Source organism: Mycolicibacterium llatzerense (genome assembly GCF_025331195.1).
GTDB classification, from domain to species: Bacteria; Actinomycetota; Actinomycetes; order Mycobacteriales; family Mycobacteriaceae; genus Mycobacterium; species Mycobacterium llatzerense.
The window spans coordinates 261470-281391 of the sequence record NZ_LXOV01000018.1; the positions used below are offsets into that span (position 1 = coordinate 261470).

At 65.7% G+C, this 19922-nt stretch carries 27 protein-coding genes and 1 riboswitch; of the genes, 11 read left to right on the forward strand and 16 right to left on the reverse strand.

Going from position 1 to position 19922, the window contains the following annotated elements:
* Positions 1–15: 15 nt before the first annotated feature.
* Positions 16–813 (forward strand): FadR/GntR family transcriptional regulator, encoded by a 798-nt coding sequence (locus A7G45_RS30920; RefSeq protein WP_260943137.1) that lies wholly within the window; start codon positions 16–18, stop codon positions 811–813.
* Here the strand turns inward: A7G45_RS30920 and A7G45_RS30925 are convergent.
* From A7G45_RS30925 to A7G45_RS30945, 5 genes are all read right to left on the reverse strand, one after another.
* Positions 803–2533 (reverse strand): DUF3556 domain-containing protein, encoded by a 1731-nt coding sequence (locus tag A7G45_RS30925; RefSeq protein WP_260943139.1) that lies wholly within the window; start codon positions 2531–2533, stop codon positions 803–805. The genes A7G45_RS30920 and A7G45_RS30925 overlap by 11 nt on opposite strands.
* Positions 2534–2638: 105 nt before the next feature.
* A complete protein-coding gene (locus A7G45_RS30930; RefSeq protein WP_260943141.1) occupies positions 2639–3154 on the reverse strand; it encodes a DoxX family protein in 516 nt (171 codons plus the stop codon).
* Between the two features lie 9 nt (positions 3155–3163).
* Positions 3164–4408 (reverse strand): WS/DGAT/MGAT family O-acyltransferase, encoded by a 1245-nt coding sequence (locus tag A7G45_RS30935; RefSeq protein WP_260943143.1) that lies wholly within the window; start codon positions 4406–4408, stop codon positions 3164–3166.
* 79 nt (positions 4409–4487) lie between these two features.
* Entirely contained in the window at positions 4488–5156 is a 669-nt protein-coding gene (locus tag A7G45_RS30940) for an Rv1363c family protein (RefSeq protein ID WP_260943145.1), read from the reverse strand.
* The gene (locus A7G45_RS30945; protein ID WP_260943148.1) at positions 5153–5788 is read right to left on the reverse strand and encodes an Rv1363c family protein; all 636 of its coding nucleotides are present in this window, start codon (positions 5786–5788) and stop codon (positions 5153–5155) included. Before A7G45_RS30945 ends, A7G45_RS30940 begins: the two co-directional genes overlap by 4 nt.
* Before the next feature lie 138 nt (positions 5789–5926).
* Here A7G45_RS30945 and A7G45_RS30950 point away from each other — a divergent pair, with 138 nt between their 5' ends.
* Together A7G45_RS30950 and A7G45_RS30955 are read left to right on the forward strand one after the other, a co-directional pair.
* The gene (locus A7G45_RS30950) at positions 5927–6814 is read left to right on the forward strand and encodes an alpha/beta fold hydrolase (RefSeq protein ID WP_260943152.1); all 888 of its coding nucleotides are present in this window, start codon (positions 5927–5929) and stop codon (positions 6812–6814) included.
* Between the two features lie 34 nt (positions 6815–6848).
* Positions 6849–7667, forward strand: coding sequence for an adenylate/guanylate cyclase domain-containing protein (locus tag A7G45_RS30955; RefSeq protein ID WP_110788963.1), 819 nt, complete (start codon positions 6849–6851; stop codon positions 7665–7667).
* Here the strand turns inward: A7G45_RS30955 and A7G45_RS30960 are convergent.
* Positions 7628–7795 (reverse strand): hypothetical protein, encoded by a 168-nt coding sequence (locus tag A7G45_RS30960; protein WP_260943154.1) that lies wholly within the window; start codon positions 7793–7795, stop codon positions 7628–7630. The genes A7G45_RS30955 and A7G45_RS30960 overlap by 40 nt on opposite strands.
* Positions 7796–7851: 56 nt before the next feature.
* On the opposite strand from A7G45_RS30960, the gene A7G45_RS30965 reads away from it, so the two are divergent.
* Together A7G45_RS30965 and A7G45_RS30970 are read left to right on the forward strand one after the other, a co-directional pair.
* Positions 7852–8544, forward strand: coding sequence for a hypothetical protein (locus A7G45_RS30965; RefSeq protein WP_043395672.1), 693 nt, complete (start codon positions 7852–7854; stop codon positions 8542–8544).
* 110 nt (positions 8545–8654) lie between these two features.
* Entirely contained in the window at positions 8655–8882 is a 228-nt protein-coding gene (locus A7G45_RS30970) for a hypothetical protein (protein WP_043395675.1), read from the forward strand.
* A gap of 73 nt (positions 8883–8955) precedes the next feature.
* On the opposite strand, the gene A7G45_RS30975 is transcribed toward A7G45_RS30970, so the two are convergent.
* Positions 8956–9792: a phytanoyl-CoA dioxygenase family protein gene (locus A7G45_RS30975; RefSeq protein WP_260943155.1), complete on the reverse strand. Its 837-nt coding sequence runs from the start codon at positions 9790–9792 to the stop codon at positions 8956–8958.
* A 48-nt stretch (positions 9793–9840) separates the two neighbouring features.
* On the opposite strand from A7G45_RS30975, the gene A7G45_RS30980 reads away from it, so the two are divergent.
* Complete coding sequence (locus A7G45_RS30980) at positions 9841–10419, forward strand: TetR/AcrR family transcriptional regulator (RefSeq protein WP_043395680.1); 579 nt, start codon at positions 9841–9843, stop codon at positions 10417–10419.
* 72 nt (positions 10420–10491) lie between these two features.
* On the opposite strand, the gene A7G45_RS30985 is transcribed toward A7G45_RS30980, so the two are convergent.
* Positions 10492–11238 carry a class I SAM-dependent methyltransferase gene (locus A7G45_RS30985; RefSeq protein ID WP_260943158.1) on the reverse strand — a complete coding sequence of 249 codons (747 nt, stop codon included), beginning with the start codon at positions 11236–11238 and terminating at the stop codon, positions 10492–10494.
* Positions 11239–11351: 113 nt separating this feature from the next.
* Here A7G45_RS30985 and A7G45_RS30990 point away from each other — a divergent pair, with 113 nt between their 5' ends.
* On the forward strand, positions 11352–11732 hold the full coding sequence (locus tag A7G45_RS30990; protein ID WP_260943160.1) for a nuclear transport factor 2 family protein: 381 nt from the start codon (positions 11352–11354) through the stop codon (positions 11730–11732).
* A gap of 7 nt (positions 11733–11739) precedes the next feature.
* On the opposite strand, the gene A7G45_RS30995 is transcribed toward A7G45_RS30990, so the two are convergent.
* A complete protein-coding gene (locus A7G45_RS30995) occupies positions 11740–12138 on the reverse strand; it encodes a VOC family protein (protein ID WP_260943162.1) in 399 nt (132 codons plus the stop codon).
* Between the two features lie 46 nt (positions 12139–12184).
* Positions 12185–13327 carry a DUF3047 domain-containing protein gene (locus tag A7G45_RS31000; RefSeq protein WP_260943164.1) on the reverse strand — a complete coding sequence of 381 codons (1143 nt, stop codon included), beginning with the start codon at positions 13325–13327 and terminating at the stop codon, positions 12185–12187.
* Between the two features lie 73 nt (positions 13328–13400).
* On the opposite strand from A7G45_RS31000, the gene A7G45_RS31005 reads away from it, so the two are divergent.
* On the forward strand, positions 13401–13793 hold the full coding sequence (locus tag A7G45_RS31005; RefSeq protein ID WP_260943166.1) for a VOC family protein: 393 nt from the start codon (positions 13401–13403) through the stop codon (positions 13791–13793).
* On the opposite strand, the gene A7G45_RS31010 is transcribed toward A7G45_RS31005, so the two are convergent.
* On the reverse strand, positions 13766–14089 hold the full coding sequence (locus A7G45_RS31010; RefSeq protein ID WP_260943168.1) for a branched-chain amino acid transport AzlD family protein: 324 nt from the start codon (positions 14087–14089) through the stop codon (positions 13766–13768). The two genes, A7G45_RS31005 and A7G45_RS31010, sit on opposite strands and share 28 nt — an antisense overlap.
* On the reverse strand, positions 14082–14789 hold the full coding sequence (locus A7G45_RS31015) for an AzlC family ABC transporter permease (protein WP_043984727.1): 708 nt from the start codon (positions 14787–14789) through the stop codon (positions 14082–14084). The genes A7G45_RS31010 and A7G45_RS31015 overlap by 8 nt, the downstream gene beginning before the upstream one ends.
* A gap of 80 nt (positions 14790–14869) precedes the next feature.
* Between A7G45_RS31015 and A7G45_RS31020 the strand changes: the two genes are divergently transcribed.
* A complete protein-coding gene (locus A7G45_RS31020; RefSeq protein ID WP_081936680.1) occupies positions 14870–15316 on the forward strand; it encodes an Lrp/AsnC family transcriptional regulator in 447 nt (148 codons plus the stop codon).
* 72 nt (positions 15317–15388) lie between these two features.
* Here the strand turns inward: A7G45_RS31020 and A7G45_RS31025 are convergent, their stop codons facing one another.
* Both A7G45_RS31025 and A7G45_RS31030 read right to left on the reverse strand, forming a co-directional pair.
* On the reverse strand, positions 15389–15952 hold the full coding sequence (locus A7G45_RS31025) for a dihydrofolate reductase family protein (protein WP_043984726.1): 564 nt from the start codon (positions 15950–15952) through the stop codon (positions 15389–15391).
* Between the two features lie 36 nt (positions 15953–15988).
* Positions 15989–16303 carry a DMT family transporter gene (locus A7G45_RS31030; RefSeq protein WP_043984725.1) on the reverse strand — a complete coding sequence of 105 codons (315 nt, stop codon included), beginning with the start codon at positions 16301–16303 and terminating at the stop codon, positions 15989–15991.
* 9 nt (positions 16304–16312) lie between these two features.
* Positions 16313–16378, reverse strand: a riboswitch (guanidine-III (ykkC-III) riboswitch).
* Positions 16379–16534: 156 nt separating this feature from the next.
* Between A7G45_RS31030 and A7G45_RS31035 the strand changes: the two genes are divergently transcribed.
* Complete coding sequence (locus A7G45_RS31035) at positions 16535–17512, forward strand: NAD(P)H-dependent flavin oxidoreductase (RefSeq protein WP_043984724.1); 978 nt, start codon at positions 16535–16537, stop codon at positions 17510–17512.
* A gap of 57 nt (positions 17513–17569) precedes the next feature.
* Here the strand turns inward: A7G45_RS31035 and A7G45_RS31040 are convergent, their stop codons facing one another.
* On the reverse strand, positions 17570–17911 hold the full coding sequence (locus A7G45_RS31040; RefSeq protein WP_043395707.1) for a DUF1801 domain-containing protein: 342 nt from the start codon (positions 17909–17911) through the stop codon (positions 17570–17572).
* 442 nt (positions 17912–18353) lie between these two features.
* Here A7G45_RS31040 and A7G45_RS31045 point away from each other — a divergent pair, with 442 nt between their 5' ends.
* Entirely contained in the window at positions 18354–19262 is a 909-nt protein-coding gene (locus tag A7G45_RS31045; RefSeq protein ID WP_234711368.1) for a hypothetical protein, read from the forward strand.
* A gap of 44 nt (positions 19263–19306) precedes the next feature.
* On the opposite strand, the gene A7G45_RS31050 is transcribed toward A7G45_RS31045, so the two are convergent.
* On the reverse strand, positions 19307–19900 hold the full coding sequence (locus tag A7G45_RS31050; protein ID WP_043984722.1) for a recombinase family protein: 594 nt from the start codon (positions 19898–19900) through the stop codon (positions 19307–19309).
* Between the last annotated feature and the right edge of the window lie 22 nt (positions 19901–19922).

The following is a 19922-nucleotide window of genomic DNA, read 5'->3' on the forward strand; positions in this document are numbered from 1 at the left end:
TCAAGGAGGGCCCAGATGGCGCAGACTCCGCCGTTGTCGCCGATGATCGACCCACGTACTGTGCCATCCTCGACGAGCGGCCCCATCCGCTCCCCCAAAACCGCGGAACTGGTGGCCGGCACCTTGCGCCGCATGGTCGTCGACGGCCAGCTCAAGGAAGGCGACTTCCTGCCCAACGAGGCCGAGCTGATGGCGCACTTCGGCGTCAGCCGCCCGACGCTGCGCGAGGCCGTTCGCGTCCTGGAATCCGAGCGCCTGGTGGAGGTGCGGCGCGGGTCGCGCACCGGTGCGCGCGTCCGGGTGCCCGGCCCGGAAATCGTCGCGCGGCCGGCGGGCCTGCTGCTGGAGCTGTCCGGAGCCACGATCGCCGATGTGACCATCGCCCGCTCCAGCGTCGAGCCCACCGTGGTGCGGCTGCTGACCGAGCATGGCGACACCGAGGTCTTCGACGAGCTCGACACCATGCTGGCCGACTACGTCCCGTCCGGCTACGAGTCCGGCCGTATGGCCGAAACGACCGGCGACTTCCACCTGCGCATGGTCGAGCTGTCCGGCAACGCGACGCTGGCCATCATCGCCGGCATGCTGCACGAGATCACCGTCCGCCACATCGCGTTCGCGATGCGCGAGAACCGCCCGATGTCCAAGGCGGACTACGACATCCTGATGCGGTCCTACCGCCGGCTCATGACGCTCATGCGGTCCGGCAATGCCGCAGCCGCCGAAGCACATTGGCGCAAGCACCTCGACACCGCGAACAGCCTGCTGTTCGAGGGCATGGAGAACCTCAAAGTCCGCGACGTCATGCGCTAGTCACGCCGTAGACCGGCACGTCGTCGGCCCACGGCTGGCGGCTGGCCATGTCGCCCACCTTCACGTAGCCACTCTCGAACTCGCCGGTGGCGGCGTCAACCAGGCGGTACTGCTGCGTCTGCCGGTGGATGGGCTGCGCGTCGAGCATGACGATCCGCACCTCGCCCGGCTCGAAGTGGCACCGCTCCTGCAGCGCCGCGACGAGTTGTTCGTTGGACATGTGGCCGTCGCCGAAGTTCCAGCCGATGGCGGTCGAGACGATGCGTTCCCCGTCGGTCAGGGTGTAGTCGTCCTCGTGGTACCCGGCCATCGCGCGGTGCGCGAGCGTGAACAGCGCGCGGCCGTGCGTGTTGAAGGCGCGGAACGCATATCCCATGTACATCGGGATCTGCGCGGCTTCCTTACTGCCGTAGAACTTTTCGAGCTGCGCGGCGGGCATGCTGGCGATCGCGACGATGTTCTTGGCGATCTTCTCGTCGGCCGACGGCTTGATGCACCACAGCGACGTGTCCCAGTTGCCGGCGTAGTACCGCATGCCCGGCAGGAAAGACACCTTGCGCGGGAACAGGTTTCCGATCACGACGGTGCCCGCGACGACCGCGAACAGCACGATGGGCCACGGCGACGTCAGGTCCGTCAGCCCGATGTCGGCATGGCCGACGAACAGCGTCACGACGCAGAACATCATGAAGACGTTCCACTCCAGCGGCACACCCATCGGGATCGCCGACAGGATGCCGAAGTGGAAGCACAGCATGACGAACGCGGCGACGTACGTCGGCCAGCCGCCGCCCGAGAAGAACAGCACCAGCGGCACCCCACCCTCGATGAGAGTGCTGAAGTGCGCCATGAAGCGCGACGGCCGGCCGGGACGCAGGTCGTCCGGGAAGTGCTCGAAGAACGCGCGCTTGATGAACTTGGGGCGCAGCACCGGGTTGTTGCTCATCATCGTGGAGATGACGAACGGGAAGTGCTGGTTGAGCTTCGAGGTCGCGGCGCCCAGCCAGATCACCATGCACACCAGCTTGGCCGCGATGATCAGGTCGACCCCGTAGCCGGCGAACAGGAAGGCGGCGGTGAACGAGCCGTACACCTCGCCGCGGGCGGCCAGGAAGATCACCTTGTCTCTGAGGCCGAGCACCGCCAGCACTCCCAAGATGGCCCAGATCTGCCACATCGGGAGCACACCGACGGCGGTGCGCAGTCCCGGCATCGGGCCGGTGCCGTCGGAGCACAGGGCGACGACGAGCAGGACCAGCAGCGCGCCGTAGAGCAGCACATCAACCGGCCCGCGGGTGTCACCCTTGGTCAGCGGGACGCGGCCGGGCCACGGCGGCAGACGAATGGTCTTCGGCCGTAGCCAGTACAGGATGGAGCCCAGCGGCGGGAAGAACCGGTTGTTCAGCGGACCGAACCCGCAGCCGAGGCCGACCACCTCGAACAGCATCGTGTACAGCACGACCTTTTCGAAGACGATCGGCTCGGTCCACCATGTCGCGACGTCGGTGAAGCCGTCGATCCCCTTGGTGGACAACGCGATAAGCCAGCCACCCAGGATGTACAGGCCGATCTTCACGACGTAGAACAGGTGCAGCGCCACCGGTGTGCCGAAGCCCGTCTCGGCCCAGTGCCGGGCCATCGGCACGATCTTCTCCGCACGGGTGCCCTTGCTCCACTCCGCGAAGTCGATGACGGGAGTGTCCTGTTTGAGAAAGCCCATACCCGTCAGACTAGAACGTGTTCTAGATTTCCTTTCGCGAACAGACGCAAAACTGTCGATTTGGGCGCGAAATCGACAGTTTTGCGTCTGCTCGCGGGGAGACCGCTAGACCTTGGCGGGCGGGCGGAAGAAGATCAGCAGCTGCCCGATGCCACCGGCGAGCCCGAGCCCAACGGCGATCGCCAGCCCGCACCAGCCGTGCAGCAGGTGATAGAAGCTGCTGCCGTGGAACAGCAGGCAGTCCAGGCTGTAGCGGCCCGCGCCGGTACCCGCGATGGCCACCGCCGCGACACCCAGCACCAGGTTGTACTCCCAGCCGGATTTCACGATGAAGAAACCGTTGTCGCGGTGCACGGTCCAGGCCGCCACGACCATCAGCGCCACGAAGCCCGCGGCGGGGATCGGCGTCAGGAAGCCGACCGCCAAGCCCAGGCCGGCCAGAATTTCGGTGCTGGCGGCCAGCCGGGCGTGCAGCAGGCCCGGCTTCATGCCGATGCTGTCGAACCAGCCGGCGGTACCCGGGATCCGGCCGCCACCGAAGAACTTGTTGTACCCGTGCGCAGCCATGGTCAGACCGAGCACCACCCGCAGCAGCAGGATCGAGAACGCGTAAGCAGTCACGCGTCGAGACTAAGCCCCGGAGTCCAGAACCGCCGACAACCGTTCCACATACGAATCGACATCCGGTAAGGCCGACGGGGACGCGTGCACGCTGATCGTGACGATGTCCCCGATGCCGTGCACCCCGTGCGTCAAGCCCATCATCGGGGACAACGCCGGGCACGCGGTGGACAACACCACCCGGCATCCGCCGAACGTCAGATCGGCCGGACCCCGGTTGACGCTGGACACCACGGTGTTGCCGGCCGCCGTCGTCGACCGGGTGTGTGGGTCGAAATGCCCAAGCCCCCAACGCAATACCGGCGCCGGCACCGCCGCGGAGGCGGCATCGCTCGCCGTAACCGCGGGATGCTCGAAGCGCTGTCGCCGCTGGGCGAGTTCCGCTTCGATCCGGACCGCCCGCTCATGGAACGGCAATTGCGGATGCAATGCCACGCTGACGTTGCCGTAGTGGTTGTAGGCGTGGCGGGTGCTGGCCTTGGCCATGGGCACCTCGGCTCCGAGCGCGGTGACGCCGCCCAACTCGGCGGCCAGCGCCTCCGAGATGGCCGCCAGCACGCCCACCGTCACCGTCGGCCCGGGCAACTGAGCACGGTGACGGACCACCGCCCGCAGCACGTCGGGCCCCTCCGGCGCGTTGTTGGTCGGCTGCAACGGCCACGAATCCGCCGGTGCGGCAACAGCACCCGACTCGGTGTCCTGCACGAGTCGACGGTGAGCAGCGCTGGCTCGCCACGCCAGATACGGCAGCGCCCACGTCCCCCACCGCGGCTCGACCACGGCGGGCACTTCCTGGTCCCGTCCGAAGATTCGCCCGACGAGGGCCGTCGCCCGCCGCCCGTCGGCAAGGGCGTGCGACATCTGCACGACGACGACCGTGCCCGGCCCTGTCGTCTCCGGCATCCCGGTGACGCCGGCGAACACGTGCAGCCGCCACACCTGCACCGCGGCATCGAGTTGGTCACCGGCTGCCACGCCGCGGATGGCGTCGAGGCACCCGGACCAGGAGGCGTCGTCGAGTTCGTGCACAACGACGGATTCCTCGGCCAGGTCGCACCGCACCCACGACGGATAGCGCCAGGAATCCGAATCGTCTATACGTACCAACAATTCTGGGCAGGCCGCGACGTTCCGCCGCACCGCTGCGAGCGCCTCGTCCAGGTCGGCGGGCATACCGTCGAACCCGCACACCTGAAACATGTCGTTGGGGATTTTCGCCGACATCCAGAAGCTCTGGGCGTCGGCCGCCGCCATCGGGTTCACGTCCACCGCCCCGGGATTTGTGCACGAAAATCCGCGCCGGCCGCGGAAAATCGTGCACAAATCACGACGATCACACCGGTTCGAAGTTGGCGATCAGCCACTGGCCCCCCAGTCGTTCCAGGGTCACCCGTGCGCTGGTCGGCGTACTGGTCGGCGGCTGGTCGCCGACGCGGACAGTCTGGTTGACGAACACCAGCACGACGGCGTGGTTCTCGTCGACCGACACCGCGGCCGCGGCCGGCACCGATGTCGCCGCCGAGATGTGCCGCTGTTCGGCGCCGGGGATCACCGACTTGGTCAGCGTCGTGTACTCGTCCAGGAACGGAGTGGTGAGCAGCTTGCGCGCGTCGGTGAGTTGTTGACGGACGGTGTCCGGTTCGTACGACAGCAGCGCGACCGTGCCGTCGCGGGCCACCTTGATCACCGCCGCCTGCTCGGCCTCATTGCTGTGCCTCGCGGTCAGGTACCACAGGCCGCCGGCAGCGGCCGCGAGCAACACGGCCAGCGTCGGCAGCACCCGGTAGGCGATCACCCGCCCCCACTCGATCCGAGGCTTCAGCGGTTTCGCTTGCGGCACAGCATCATCGGCCGCCGCCGGTGCCGCCGCAGCGGACTCGGATTCGGTCACCTCTGACTCTTCCGATTCCGGCTCTTCGGATTCCGGCTCCGCCTCGAGCTCCGTCGACTCGAGCTCGGTCTCGGCCGCCTCGTCGGGCTCGTCCATCCCGTGCTTGCTCATTGGATCGGCTCCACGTTCGACACCTTGGCGCTGTCGCCCGCCTTCTGCATCGTCAGCCGCACGCGCCAGTAGCGGTCCCGTTGCGGCGGACCGCTGCCGACCTCGGTGTGCACTTTGACCGCGACCAGCACCACACCGCTGGTGTCGTTCGCCGATTCCACGCCGGCCTCGGTGATCGTGCCGGACGACACCGACTGCTGCTGCTTCACCGAGTCGACGACGGCCGTCGAGCGCTGTTTGAATTCATCGAAGTAGGCGCCGGTCGAGGTATCCAGGGCCCGCTTGATGTCGTCGTCGACGTGCCGGTAGTCGATGGTCGTGAGATTGGCCGCGGACTGCTTCCCGGCGGTCAGATACATCTCGTGCAGGGCATCATCGCGACGCGACTGCAGTTCGCGCTGACCGAGCCAGGTCACCAGCGCGCCCAGCGCAACCACCACCACAACACCCACGACCAATGCCGCGATGACACGGCTATCCCGTTTGGGCGCAGCCTGTTTCAGGAAGGCGAGGGCTTCATCGTCGGAAACGGCCGGTTTGTCGTCGGCGGCGTCCGGCGTCGGTTCCACGGCGCTCGCGTCTGCGTCGTCCACTTCGTCGGGATTCCTGTGCCGCCCGTGCTCGTCAGCCATGTGCCTTCCTCTCGCCGCGCACCCGGCGTGGGCGGCGACACCTCGGCCGAGTCTAGAGACCACCGGGTGACGAGGGTCGTGTTCGGTTCAGTTAGCACAGCTCGGTAACGTGCAGGAGAAGTGACGAGAGGATTCCCAGTGAGCACCGATGAACGCACTTCCCCCGCCGATGGCGGAAGCAATCCACAGACGGTGCAATTCCGCGGTATCGACGAGCTGACCCTGGTCGCCGACGAGTGGAACCGCGACGCGGAGATCGCCCAGGACAAGCCCACCATCCTGATGCTGCACGGCGGTGGTCAGAACCGGCACTCCTGGAAGAACACCGGCCAGATTCTCGCGGACGCCGGCTTCCACGTCGTCGCGCTGGACAGCCGCGGGCACGGCGACAGCGACCGCTCCCCCACGGCGAACTACTCGCTGGAGACGCTCACCGGCGACACCTTGCAGGTGATCTATCAGATCGGCCGGCCGGTGGCCCTGATCGGCGCCAGCATGGGCGGCCTGACCAGCCTGCCGGTCGCGCACGAGGCCGGGCCGGAGCTGGTGACCAAGCTGGTCCTGGTCGACGTCGTGCCCCGATTCGAGAAGAGCGGCAGCGCACGAATCCGCGACTTCATGTTCAGCGGCATCGACGGCTTCACCTCGCTGGAGGAGGCCGCCGACGCCGTCGCGGCGTACCTGCCCCACCGCGCCCGCCCGCGCAGCGTCGAAGGGCTCAAGAAGAACCTGCGGCTGCAGGACGGCAAATGGTTCTGGCACTGGGACCCGGCGTTCCTCACCGCGCCCGACGACGATCCGTTCGAGCGCGCCGAGATGCTCGAGCACGCCGCGATCAACCTTGAGATCCCGATCCTGCTGATCCGCGGCAAGCTCTCCGACGTGGTCACCACCGAAGGCGTGCAGGACTTCCTGCAGAAGGTGCCGGCCGCGCAGTTCGTCGAACTATCCGACGCCGGGCACACCGCAGCCGGTGACGACAATGACGCGTTCACCGACGCGGTGGTGCAGTTCGTCCGTCAATGACCCGATAGTGGGCCGTCGCCTCGATACTTGAGCGGTGACGGTAGAGCTGGTCGCCATCTGCGTGCTCGCGGTGGTCGTTGTCGCCGAGGCGATCGTGGTGCGGGTGACACGCGCCCGGTTGCGCGCCGCGCGGCAGGAGATCGAGGAGTTGCGCGCGCCGTCCGAGCCGCGCACCAACCTGCTGCTGGCCGGCGGGCGGGCTGCGGTCAAGACGATGTGGCAGACCGCCAACCTCATCAACAAAGAGGGTTTCGGCGGCGCGATGTGGTCATCGATCGAGGAGCTGGCCGGCTGGGCCGAGGTGGAGCGGCCGGACCTGGCCAAGTTGGCGCCGACCGGTCGGGTGGCGATCGTATTCTCGGACATCGAGGGGTCCACCGCCCTCAACGAGCGCATGGGCGACCGGGCCTGGGTGCGGCTGATCGACCACCACGACAAGCTGGTCAGCCGGTGCGTCAAGAAGCAGTCCGGGTACGTCGTGAAGAGTCAGGGTGACGGTTTCATGATCGCCTTCGCCGAGCCCGAGCAGGCGGTGCGCTGCAGCATCGACATGCAGCAGCAATTGGCCAAGGCCCCCAATGGCATTCGCGTGCGCATCGGCATTCACACCGGAAAGTCGGTGCGCCGCGGCGACGACCTGTTCGGCCGCAACGTCGCCATGGCGGCCCGCGTCGCGAGTCAGGCCGACGGCGCCGAGATCCTGGTGAGCAAAGCCGTGCGAGATGCCTTGTCCGGCTTGGGTTCCTGCGCCGACATCAGCTTCGACAGTGGCCGGACGGCAGAGCTGAAGGGCTTCACCGGAGACCACCGGCTCTACGCGGTGGACTGGCCGCTGGACTCGGCCAGCCGCTGATGTAACCGCGCGCGAATATCGTCGGCGGTATACGACTCACGTTTGCGCTGATCCCGCGCGACCAACACGCCACCGGCGACCACGCCCGCGACACCCGCCATGCCAACCCACTTCCACAAGCCACGCATGGCTCGATTCTGCCTTCCTGGACGAGCGAAGCGACGGGGAATGTTTAACTGCCCACATGACTGGTAACGCAGTGACGTTGGAGCGGGCGCTGGCCGAGACCCGGACCGGCGATATCTGGTTGTTCCGCGGGGCTTCCAAGCCCGACCGTGCCATCCAGGCACTCACGAATGCGCCCGTCAACCACGTCGGCATGACGGTCGCCATCGACGATCTGCCGCCGCTGATCTGGCACGCCGAACTCGGCGACAAACTCGAATGCCTGTGGAGCGGCAGCCACCACCGCGGCGTGCAACTCAACGACCTGCGCTCCGCCGTCGAACGGTGGGTGTACGTGTACGGGCAGCGCTGCTGGCTGCGGCAGCTGACGCCGTACGCCACCCGCGAGCAGGAAGACCTGGCACTCAAAGTGGTGGCCCGCATGGACGGCACCGCGTTCCCCACCACGGCCCGGTTGACGGGTCGGTGGTTCCGGGGGCGGGCACCGGTGATCAGCGACTACACCCGCGGAATTCCGGTGGTGCACCAGAAGGTTCGCGAAACCGCCGAGAAGGACAAGAACCGTCGACGGGCGGCCGGACTGGAGACCGCGTACTGCGCCGAGACGGTGGCCATCACCTACGAGGAGATGGGGTTGCTGGTCACCGAAAAGCGCGAGAACTATTTCGATCCGGGGTCCTTCTGGAGTGGTGATTCCCTGTCGTTGACGCCGGGATATCAGCTGGGCAGCGAGATCGAAATCCTGGCTTGACCTGCGGCCGAGAAATTCGTCGAAAAATTGTAATCGGCGTCGATTCTGTCAAGCCGGGACTAGTATTTGTGCGCAAATTCCCAGTAAATGGACAGCTTGCAGGAGGCGTCATGCGAATGAAAATCGCGCTCGTTGCACCATGGATTGCCGCGGCCGCGATCGGCGGCGCAATAAGCCTCGCTCCGATGGCCGGCGCCGACCCCGATCCCGATGTGCCTTATGGCGGAGACGAATTCGACCTGCCGCAGCAAGGCCCGAACCCCTACGACTTCGGATTCCACGAGTCGAATCACGACGAGAAGGACACCTCCGCCGGCGCCACGGACGTGCCGTACTGATTTCCGCCGAACCTGAGCTTGTGCGCGAAAGTCGGCAGCTTCTTCGCACACAAGCTCAGGTTGGAGCGCTCCGCTAAAGCAGGCGCTTCGGGTGCATGCCTTCGACCTGCCCGATGAAGGGCGGATGGATGCTGTAGCCCAGCATCCGGCGAATGTCTTCCGACACCCGGCGCACGGTGTCGCGGGTCATCGACAGCGTGAACGCCTCTTGCGGCCGCAGCCACGGCTCGCAGTACTGCGCGGTGAGGGCGAGCCGCGGACGGTCGGTGCGGTTGGCTCCGCCGCCGTGCCACAGCGTGCCCGGGAAGAACACGCACGAGCCGGCTTTCATCACGACGGGCCGGCGCTCGACGTCGTCGCCGGGCAGTCGGTCGTCCCACAGCTGACTGCCGGGCACCACATCGGTGGCGCCGTTGTCGGCGGTGAAATCATCGATGGCCCAGATGGTCGCGGCGCCCAACGCGGCCCGGGGACGCGGCAGCGGATAGAAGCCGTCGTCGGTGTGCAGCATCTGGGCCTGCTCCCCCGGCAGGATGTTGATCACCTGGAGCATCGACAGCAGATAGTTCGGCAGGAACATCCGGTCCAGTAGCGCGAGCACCCGCGGATGGTCGGCGATGACGTCACACGCCGAGGTCTTGTTCAGCACGCTGTAGATCCGCTGCGTCGAACGCCCCTCGAATCCGTTGCGGCCGTGCCGATCCAGCATCGGCGTCACCGCGGCGCGAATCTCGTCGAGCTGCGCGGGGCTGAGCAGGTCGGGCAGGATCACGTACCCGTCGCGCGCCATCGCGGCGAGGTCGGCCTCCACGAGCGCGGGATCGACCGTCGCGCCGCTGCTTTCGGTTCGGCGATACGTGCCGGCCAGATCGCCGCTCAGGTCCGCCAACGATGACACTTCAGTGCTCATTTGCCCCACTCCCGCCGAAACATAACTGAATTCTGTTATGTTCGGACTATGGCACGCGCCCCGATCGGACGTCAACAACTTCTGACCGCCGCCCGCGACGAACTGGTCCGCGGCAACGGGGTGCTCGAACTGAGCGCGCTGACGCGTCGGGCACAGCTGAGCACCGGCGCCCTCTATCACCACTTCGGCTCCAAAAGCGGTCTGCTCGCAGCGGTTTACGACGACTTCTACCACGGGCTGCGCCATGCCATCGCCGACGTGCACCTGCCCGTCGACGCCGACTGGGGTGTCCGGGAACGCGAGCGCACCCGGCGTTTCGTCGCCTATCACTTCGACGATGACCTGGCGCCGATCCTGCTCGGCCGCGCGACGCTGGACCCCGAACTCGCCGAGCTCGAAGCCGTCCACCTGCAGACCATGAGCGAGGTCGCGGCCGACAACATCCGCAGTGGACAAGCCCTCGGTCAGTTGCCCGACGACATCGACGCGGCCAGCGCCGGAGCATTCGTCATCGGCGGCCTGCGACACAGCATCGCCCAGCAGTTACGTGCCACGCCCAGGGCCGACCCGGACCTGGCAGCCGAACGGCTCTGGCACCTGACCGCCGCAGCCCTCGGCATTTCTTGACCCGCCGAGCGGCCAGTTATCGCACGCAATTTCGCCATTCTCGTGTCGTAACTGGCCACTCGGCGGACGGGATCAGACCGTCCCGCGCGCGGCCCACGCGGTGGCGGTGACGGTGAACGGCCCGGCGCCCAGTCGTTCGCGCGCAACGGTTTCCAGACTCTCGCGGGCTTCGCCGTCAAGCCGCTGCACGTAATCGCCCGCGGGGCCGACACCGAATGTGTACGGCTCCCACCACTCGTCGAAAGTCGGGTGCACAACGTGGATGGCGATGGCGTCTTCGTGCACGTCGCGCAATCCTGCGGTTTCGAAGATCTCGGTCAGGTGCCCCCGGTTCGCACCAGAAAGGAGCGCTTCGTCCTGCGCATCGGGATCGATCACGTGAACCGCATCCCAGAACGGCGCCAGCGCACCCGTGGGCCCGTCCCAGGCGCAGGCCGCGACGACGCCGCCAGGCCGGGTCACACGGGCCATCTGACTGATGCCGACCACGGGGTCCGCCATGAAGTGCACCACCAACTGCGCGAGCGAGGTATCGAAAGTATCTGCGTCATAAGGTAATTCCTCTGCCGTACCGATGCGCACATCGATGGCGGGGAAACGTTCACGAATCGCGTCGACGAACGGCGGCGACGGATCGATGGCCGACACCTCGGCTCCGACCGACAGGGCATGAGCCGTCAGCGCGCCGGGGCCGCAGCCGACGTCGAGCACCTTGCTGCCCGCGGCGATCCCGGCGAACGCGCCGAAGACCGTCGCGAGCGGCTCGGCATACCGGCCCATGTAGCGGCCATAGGCGTCTGGCGAGACGACGAAGCTCACCGGCAAATGCTAGGCCGCCTGCGGCCGCGGCGACAGTGGGCGCGACCAGGGGTTCACCGCCGGCGCTGCGACACGACCACACTGGGGGGTGGACCACCTTCAGGAAGGCAGCCATGAACGACAGCGAGGTGCGGGGTGCGCTTGCAGCCCACTGGGCAGCGTCCGACATCAACGACTTCGACGCGGAACATCGCATCTACCGATCCGATGCGGTCCTCGAATACCCGCAGTCCGGTGAACGTATCCGCGGCCGCGACAACATTCAGGCATCACGCGAAGCACAGCCCAATGCCAAGCGCTTCACGGTGCGGCGGATTGTCGGCACCGGCGATCTCTGGATCAGCGAGCTGATCATGACGTACGACGAGCACCCGTACTTCGTCGTGAGCATCGCCGAATTCGAGAACGGTGAAATCATCCGGGAAACACAGTATTTCAGCGATCCGTTCGAACCCGGGCAGTCGCGCGCCCAGTGGGTCGAACAGATGGACTGATTGACCGCTAGACCCCGAACCTGGCTTTGGCCTCGTCGGTGACCGGAGTGAACAAGTTGATCAGGTTTCCGTCGGGATCGCGGAACAGCAGCGCCCGGTTACCCCACGGCATGGTGGTCGGCTCGGTGACAACCTCGTCCAAGCGGTCGCGCAGCCGGTCATACTCAGCGTCGACGTCCGCCACGATGAACTCGATGATGGCCGTTCGGTTGGCCGCCGGCTCGGCGGAACCGGCCCCGAACAACGGGACGGTCTTGTCGCTACCGATGGCCAAAGTTCCCACCGGCGTGGGGATTTCCGCGAACAGTTCGTTGGCCCAGACCGCGTCTGATCCGGTCACCAATTCGTAGAAGCCGACCAGGCTCGGCACGTCGGCGGTGATGATGCGGGTGGAAACAAGCTTCATGGCCCGCAGGCTATCGGTGGGCACCGACAACTTCCTTGAGCGAGCGCTAGATGGTTGTCACCTCGGGACCGTCGCGGAGTTCGATATCGCGGAAGGCCCCGACGGCCGACTGATGCTGGTTGAGGCTGACGGCGATCAACCACACCGCGACGATCGCTGTCGGAGCCTCGCCGCCGATGGCGGCGCGAGCGTCGGCGAGCACGGGCCGTTCATCGGTGACCCAATCACCCAATTCAGCGGTGCCGCTGCGGACCACGATGTGGGTTTCGCGATGCCGCCAATGGTCGAGTGGGCACGGATAGGCCAGGCCCGGGGGCAGTGTCGCGCTCCACTGCCAGGTGAGGTCGCGCCCGTTGTCGAACTCGACGGCGATGCTCACGTAGTCATGGGTGAACATCGTGTTCTCCGGCAACTCGGACGGCAGGCGGTCGACGCGCCATGACCACCGCAGACGAACCTGATCGGTCAGAGGCACCTGCACGGGGTACCGGATGATGCCGGCGGTGTCGTCGCAGTTGACCGCGATGCCGTCGGCGGAGTCCGCATAGACGTCCTCGTGCCCGAGCAATGGATGGTGCGACCAGCCGGCCGGTGGCGCGGGTGGCGCCGCAAGACGCTCGTGCTCAATCCGGCACAATCCCGAAGAGTCCAGGGGTGCAAGCTGTTTCAGTGTGCTTTCGGGGTCGCTGGCCCTCGGCCACACGACCACGACTGCGGTGAAGCCGCCGCGGATCGCACCGAACGGGATGCGGTCTGTCCGGCATTCACCGTCGGGCTGCAACTCAGCGGGTAGTCGTCCGCCGAACAACACTTCGCCGTCCCGGTCGGCGGTGAACGTGAACGTGGGACGCGCGCTCATCTGGACAGGACCGTCACCGACCCGGCAGAGCATCCCGAAACTTGGCCCGGCCCCGATGCTCCGCGGCATCATCGCGTAGGCCCGGCCCCATGCCAGCCAGGTCACGCGATCGCCCTGTTCGACCCGCACCCCGCTGGACGTCCACGGTCGACGGTTCACCGGAATGTCAACGAGGCGTTCATCTGTGGCGAGGCCGACGAAGTGACTGAGCAGTTTCGGCCCATCGACGTGGGCCCCCTCAGTAGGCGGCCGGCCACCGGCCATCGCTTTCGCGGAGGTCAGCGAATCGCGAAGCACCGCACGCACTGACGCATCTCTGAAGACGTCCACGGAAACTATTGAACGCTTCCCCATACCCGTCGCCAAGTGCATGATTGATCGACACAGGGAGGGGCGTGTTGCCGTGCCGAATCAATGGTCGGGCGTAACCATCGACTGTGTCGATCCGGTTGTGATGTCGACGTTCTGGGGACAACTGCTCGGTATCGAGCCTTCCTACGAACACGGCGACGACCCGGGCTGGGCGACCCTCGGTTCTCGGGAAGGTCCGACGCCGCGGCTCACCTTCCAGCGCGTGCCCGAGGTGAAGGCGACGAAGGTTCGCATTCACCTCGACGTCGAGGTCGAGGACATCGATGAGGGCCGTCACCATGTCGAGGACCTCGGCGGGCAATGGTCAGGGACGCGCCACGACTACGACGAGGGCGTCGTGCTGGTCATGTTCGACCCCGAGGGCCACGAGTTCTGCCTGGTGCAGTACTTCAGGGATCAGAGCGAGTTCACGAGCAGCACATAGACGAGTGTTCCCGCGCCGACGCTGAGCAGGGTCCGCCGTCCGCCCAAAAGGTGGGCCGCCACGGTAATGGCCACCGCAAATGCCGCGAACGCCAAGTGTTTTCCGTCGCCGGAGACCGAACGGAAGGTGCTCGCCGCGAGAATCACCACGATGCCGACGGGCATCCAGGCGGCCATCGTGTTGACGAAGCGCGACTTTCGCAGTGGCTGCAGGATCGCGAACGGCACGGCGCGCAACGCCAGGTTGATGGCGAAGACGGTCCCCAGCACGGCCGCCAGGTACCCCAGGTCAGGCATCGACGACCGCCTGCCGCCGGACCAACGCGTAGCGCGCGACGAGCGTGGCGATGAACAGCAGCAGCCCGACGAACAACGCCGCATGAGGCGCAACCACCACCGCGATCGAGAAGCTAAGGGCCGCAAGGAGAAGCGATGGCACGCCGTCGCGGGAGCGGCAGGCGTCGAGCGTCAGAGTGACGAACAAGGCGCACAAAGCGAATTCGAGCCCTTCGATGCGCGCGGGCAGCATCGAACCGAGCAAGACGCCCGTCAAACCGCCACCGACCCAATAGATCTGGAACGCGGCCTGCATCGAGACCAGGCGCCACGACGTCCAGCCGCGCGGGTTGGCGGCGGTCACCGCGTACGCCTCGTCGACGAGGGTGTAGACCGAATAGGCACGGGCGAACCGGTTGCGCACCACGTGCAGCGGAAACGTGAACGCGTAGAAGACGTGACGGAAGTTCACCAGGAACGCGGTCAGTGCGATGGTCGCGAGCGGGGTGGCCGCGACGATCAGGCCGATCAGCAGCAGCTCCAACGACCCGGCGAAACATGCGATGGACAGCGCCGGGGCGACCCACCACGGCAGGCCCGCCTGGACGACCAGAAGCCCGAAGGCGACGCCGATCGGATACATGCCGAGTCCGGCTGCCAGCGATGCCCGCACGCCCGCGGCGACCTCCGCTTTCCGAGACGTCACCACCAGAGCATCCATGACAACAATGATCCCAGGTCAGCAGCAGAATTTGGTTGCTACTTACTGCGCTAGCGGGCCGGTGTGAGCAATAATTGGTCATGGACAGCCTTGACACAGCAATAATCGACGTCCTGCGCGAGGATGGCCGCATCGCGAACGTCGCCCTGGCCGAACGCGTCGGGCTCACGCCGGGGCCGTGCCTGCGGCGGGTTCAACGGCTCGAGGCCGACGGCGTCATCGTCGGCTACCAGGCGCAGATCTCACCCGCGGCCGCCAATCAGAGCTTCGAGGTGCTCCTCGACGTCGAGATCACCGACTTCGACATGAAGAGCATCGAGACCTTCGAGGCCAAGATGGCCGCGTATCCCCAAGTGCTCGAACTGCATCGGCTGTTCGGGTCGCCGGACTATCTCGTCCGCGTCGCCGTCGCGGACCTGCCCGCCTACGAGCAGTTCCTGACGAGCAAGGTGCTTGCGATCCCCGGCATCCACCGCGTCTCGTCGCGGTTCCCGATGAAGACCATCAAGTCGCTGCGGCCGCTCTGACTACGTCGAGCGTGCGGTTTTACGAGGAATTCGCCGCGTTTTTCCGCGTAAACCCCCACGCTCGAACCACTTTCAGCGAGGCCTGTAATGCAGGTAGGCGACACCGTCGTCGAAAACCCGGTGCTCGACGAGGTTCAGGTCGAGCACCACATCGTCAGGCAGGGCGCGCAGACCCGCGCCCACGACCTTGGGTACGACGAAGAAGTGGAAGTCGTCGATCATGCCGGCACGGATCGCATCGGCCGCCGTAGTGGGTCCGAAGATCTCGACCGCTCCCGGTGCGTCGTCCACGATCTGGCGCAATTCGGCCAAGGTCAGTTCGGGAACGAGCCGGGCTCGACTCGTCCCGAGGTCTTCGCGCGTCAGCGTCGACGACACGGCGATCGTCTCGATGTCGCGCCACAGCCGGGCGAACTCCAATTCCTCAGGGGTGGCATCTTCGTCCGCCGGGAAATTCTCCCAATACCGCATCAGCGCAAAGGTTTTCCGGCCCAGCACCTCGGTGGAAACACCTGCGATGCGTGCGAGATGAACGGCAAATACCTCGTCACCCGGGCCGGACCAATCGAAGTCGCCGTCGGCGTCAGCGACGTAGCCGTCGAGAGACACCGTCGCGGTGAAGTTCAGAGTCCCCATGCCGGGCAACCTACTCCGCCCGACATGGAATCAGCCCTAGTGAACGAGCTTGAGCCCGACAACGCCGCCGATGATCACCGCCAAGAACACCACCTTGAGGACCGAGGTGGTCTCATCCCCGGTGGCCATCGCATAGACGACGGTGAGGACTGCGCCGATTCCCACCCAGACGGCGTAGGCGGTCCCGACCGGAAGGTCGCGCATGGCGTAGGCCAGGCCGGCCATGCTGGCGATGAGCGCAACCCCGAACACGATGCTCGGCGAGAGCCGGGTGAACCCTTCAGACTTGCCCATCGCTGTCGCCCATACCGCTTCGAGGACGCCGGAGATGACGAGAATTACCCACGACATGATGTTTCTCCCGGGCCGTCTTGTCGCACACCGGGTACGGCACCCATCGTCCGGAAGCCATCGTTAAGGCTCTGTTACCAAGTTCTCACAGGCGCAGGCGGGTGGCAATGTCAGACTGGTCACCACCGTCCGCGTGACTACGCCGAGCGTGGAGGTTTAGGAGGGATTCTCGGCGGTTTTTCCGCGCCAACCCCCACGCTCGACGGCTCAGTTGACGCCCATAATCAGACGATGATCGCCACCCGCCTGACCGATCGCCTCGGGATTGCGCACCCGATTGTTTCCGCGCCGATGGCATTGGCCGCGGGCGGTGCACTGGCCGCGGCGGTCAGCCGGGCCGGCGGGCTGGGACTAATCGGCGGCGGATACGGCGACGCCGAATGGATTCGTGCGCAATTCGCGGCGGCCGAAGCTGAGCGGGTCGGCGTCGGGTTCATCACGTGGTCGGCGCAGCGCTCGCCCAGCGTGGTGGCCGAAGCCCTCGAATTCGGCCCGGCCGCGGTGATGTTGTCGTTCGGCGACCCCGCGCTCTTCGCGGATAAGGTGAAAGATGCTGGCGCCATGCTCATTTGCCAATGCCAGAACCTCGGCCACGTCGAACGCGCAATACAGGTCGGTGCCGATGTTGTGGTCGCACAGGGCACTGAGGCCGGTGGCCACGGTTCCTTGCGCGGGACGCTGAGCCTTGTTCCTGAGGTCGCTGATTTCGTGGCCCAGCGCTCCCCCAAAACCCTGCTCCTCGCAGCCGGCGGCATCGCCGACGGGCGGGCGCTGGCCGCCTCTCTCCTCTTGGGCGCCGACGGCGTGCTGGTCGGCACGCGGCTATGGGCTTCCGACGAGGCGCTGGTACATCCACGCCACCACCAAGCGATCGTCGAATCCAACGGGGACAGCACAATTCGCACGACGACGGGCGACATCGCCCGCGGCATTGATTGGCCGGCCGAATTCACAATGCGCATGCGCCGCAACGCTTTTACCGACCGCTGGCACGGCGACGAAAAGGCATTGACAGCAAACGCCGACGTCGAGGGCCCGCGATACAGCGCCGCCTTCGCCGACGGCGATCCCGACAACGCCGGGGTCGTGTTCGGCGAAGCCGCCGGGCTCATCCACTCGATCGAACCCGCCGGCGCGATCATCGAGCGCATCGTCGACGAGGCGGCGCAGCTGCTGAAGTCCGGCGCGGACTACACGTTGGGGGCGTGACTCCACCACCTTGCGGCACCGACAGGCGTCGGCCCAGGGACGGATCGCCCCAGCGCGCTAGCTGCGGTTGGCTCTCACTGCCTCGTGGATCAATGCCTTGAACGCGTCCGCGTCCAGTTCGTCGCCTTCGTGCAGATCAATGGCGCGCCGGACTCCCGCGTCGAGACTCGCGTTGAACAACTGACTCGGGTCCTTCAGGGACGCGCCTTTGGCGAACGTCGCCTTGACCTTGTCCTTGTACGTCTCCACCGTGCAGATCAGGCCGTCCAGTGAAAACGTCGGCACACCATCAGGATTGGACGGTTTGCGCCATTTGGACTCTTCGACGACGTCAGGTTCGGCCTGTTTGATCAATGACCGCAGCTCGTCGACTCGATCGCTGCGCCAATCGCCACTCACAGCCGTCAATCTATGTCATCGAATGTGCGGAAGATTGCGAGATTTCGCGAAAATCTCGCAATCTTCTCCACTCTCGGCGCATTGCCGGGGCCTACACGTTGAAGCGGAACTCTGTGCTGGGCGTTTGCCACAGCTTATTGCGTTGGTTGCGTTAAGAATTGGCAGGTCAGGGCGTTGGCGGTGTTGGCTGTCATTTGCGGTGAACGGAGCTACTGCGGACGGTTTGCGGACGCTTGGCACCGGAGAGAGAGCGCACGCTGGCCGTACGAGGCGCGAGCCGGGCCCTCTACGGGGCACCCCCCACCCCCTCGTCCATTCCTTCGGACCGGCATCTCTCGCGAGCGGATAACCAGCGGACGTAGTTGTCAGGGTCGCAATGGGCAGATAGAACGTTGGCGCGCCATGCGCGCAACGCAACTGCGAGCGTGCGAACGTATCCGATGTGGCAAGCTCAAACCGCGCTATCGAAGGTCCATCCTCCGCACAGATTGTTGATGCCTTGCGGGCGGCGGGATGGCTGCTTGAGCAGGAAGCCGACACCGCGCTCGTCAGCCGCGGCTACGCAACTTCGGTGGGAGCAGCGTTCCCCGACCCTGACGACCCCACAAAGTCGCGAGAGATCGACGTGATGGCTTACAAGCGTCTGCATTCGGATGAAGAACTGCGCGTATCGGTCGGTATTCGCTGCCTCGTCGAATGCAAGCAAACTTCGAACCCTTACGTGTTGATCGGCAAACCGACCGACGAGTTCGAACGAACCCGACCTCGGTTAGAAGAGGTCTACAGATTCGATCAAGTCGTCATCCGACGGGAACCTATCGGAGCCAACGCAACTCGCCTGTACAACACGGACGCTCGAACGTACCTCCGCCTGAACGATCTGCGGGAAGCACCCTGGAATCATGGCTTCTTGGCCAATCAGATGACTCGACTCGAACGAAAAGCGGAGTGGATCGCTGACAATCGGGGCATCTTCGACAGCCTCGTCTACCCGCTCGCGAAGGCTACGCAGCACTACCGGAGTCAACGCCAGACCAGTCGAGTCGTTCACGACAGATCACGCGATTGGGCATCAATCCAGTTCCTCTATCCGATGGTTGTTACTTCCGCTCCGCTGTACAAGGTCGACGTCAGCGCAGAGCCGTACGAGCCCAAACTTGTTGACTGGGTGCCGATGGTTCGAGAGATTCGATCAGGCACGCTAAACGGTCGCTACGTAATCGACACAGTCCACGCAGGTGCGCTCGGCTCATACCTAGACGAACACATCGGCCCGTTCGCCGCCGATCTGCAACGCCTGGCGCAAGATGATGCTGAACGCTTCATAACCTCGGGCTACGAGGAAGGGTGAGTCAGATTCGGCGAGCTGACAGCTTCCTGACGCAACTATCATTCTCAGCGCACCGCTAACGCACGGTACACAGTTGCGCGACTGACACCGAGTGTCGCCGCGATGGTGCTCGCAGGCTCACCACTGGCGTGCATCCGCTGGGCAAGCGCGGCCTTCTGGGGGTCCAGCGCTTTGGGTCGACCGATGGTCTGTCCACGTGCACGACGGGCCTCACGGGCCGCTGAGCGCCGTTCACGACCCAACTCCAATTCGAGCTCAGCCAAGCTCGCCAAAACCCCCGCCACCATGCGGCCAGTGGCGTTCGACGTGTCGATGCCCTCGCGTAGGGACCGCAGCACAATCCCGCGCTCCCCCAGTTCGCGGATGGTGGACATGACCTCGGCGGCGTTGCGGCCCAGGCGGTCGATACCAACGACCACGATGGCATCACCCTCACGGGCGTAGTCCAACAGAGCGGCCAGGCCGGGACGTTGTTCACGGGTCGAGGTACCCGAGAGCTTGTCCGAGTAGACGCGGGCCGTATCGACACCCGCAGCGGTCAGCGCATCAACCTGTTGGTCGAGCGACTGGTGACCAGTGCTGACGCGGGCGTAGCCAAGGACGGTTCCGGTGGCTGCCGGGGCAGTGGTAGCGGGCATGCGAACAGTGTCGCAAAAGTCT

Excerpts from the sequence above, each read along its gene's own strand:
- A7G45_RS30920 (WP_260943137.1), top strand. The coding sequence starts at position 16 with ATGGCGCAGACTCCGCCGTTGTCGCCGATGATCGACCCACGTACTGTG.
- A7G45_RS30925 (WP_260943139.1), bottom strand. The coding sequence starts at position 2,533 with ATGGGCTTTCTCAAACAGGACACTCCCGTCATCGACTTCGCGGAGTGG.
- A7G45_RS30935 (WP_260943143.1), bottom strand. The coding sequence starts at position 4,408 with ATGGCGGCGGCCGACGCCCAGAGCTTCTGGATGTCGGCGAAAATCCCC.
- A7G45_RS30940 (WP_260943145.1), bottom strand. The coding sequence starts at position 5,156 with ATGAGCAAGCACGGGATGGACGAGCCCGACGAGGCGGCCGAGACCGAG.
- A7G45_RS30945 (WP_260943148.1), bottom strand. The coding sequence starts at position 5,788 with ATGGCTGACGAGCACGGGCGGCACAGGAATCCCGACGAAGTGGACGAC.
- A7G45_RS30960 (WP_260943154.1), bottom strand. The coding sequence starts at position 7,795 with ATGCGTGGCTTGTGGAAGTGGGTTGGCATGGCGGGTGTCGCGGGCGTG.
- A7G45_RS30965 (WP_043395672.1), top strand. The coding sequence starts at position 7,852 with ATGACTGGTAACGCAGTGACGTTGGAGCGGGCGCTGGCCGAGACCCGG.
- A7G45_RS30970 (WP_043395675.1), top strand. The coding sequence starts at position 8,655 with ATGCGAATGAAAATCGCGCTCGTTGCACCATGGATTGCCGCGGCCGCG.
- A7G45_RS30975 (WP_260943155.1), bottom strand. The coding sequence starts at position 9,792 with ATGAGCACTGAAGTGTCATCGTTGGCGGACCTGAGCGGCGATCTGGCC.
- A7G45_RS30980 (WP_043395680.1), top strand. The coding sequence starts at position 9,841 with ATGGCACGCGCCCCGATCGGACGTCAACAACTTCTGACCGCCGCCCGC.
- A7G45_RS30990 (WP_260943160.1), top strand. The coding sequence starts at position 11,352 with ATGAACGACAGCGAGGTGCGGGGTGCGCTTGCAGCCCACTGGGCAGCG.
- A7G45_RS30995 (WP_260943162.1), bottom strand. The coding sequence starts at position 12,138 with ATGAAGCTTGTTTCCACCCGCATCATCACCGCCGACGTGCCGAGCCTG.
- A7G45_RS31010 (WP_260943168.1), bottom strand. The coding sequence starts at position 14,089 with ATGCCTGACCTGGGGTACCTGGCGGCCGTGCTGGGGACCGTCTTCGCC.
- A7G45_RS31015 (WP_043984727.1), bottom strand. The coding sequence starts at position 14,789 with ATGGATGCTCTGGTGGTGACGTCTCGGAAAGCGGAGGTCGCCGCGGGC.
- A7G45_RS31020 (WP_081936680.1), top strand. The coding sequence starts at position 14,870 with ATGGACAGCCTTGACACAGCAATAATCGACGTCCTGCGCGAGGATGGC.
- A7G45_RS31025 (WP_043984726.1), bottom strand. The coding sequence starts at position 15,952 with ATGGGGACTCTGAACTTCACCGCGACGGTGTCTCTCGACGGCTACGTC.
- A7G45_RS31030 (WP_043984725.1), bottom strand. The coding sequence starts at position 16,303 with ATGTCGTGGGTAATTCTCGTCATCTCCGGCGTCCTCGAAGCGGTATGG.
- A7G45_RS31035 (WP_043984724.1), top strand. The coding sequence starts at position 16,535 with ATGATCGCCACCCGCCTGACCGATCGCCTCGGGATTGCGCACCCGATT.
- A7G45_RS31050 (WP_043984722.1), bottom strand. The coding sequence starts at position 19,900 with ATGCCCGCTACCACTGCCCCGGCAGCCACCGGAACCGTCCTTGGCTAC.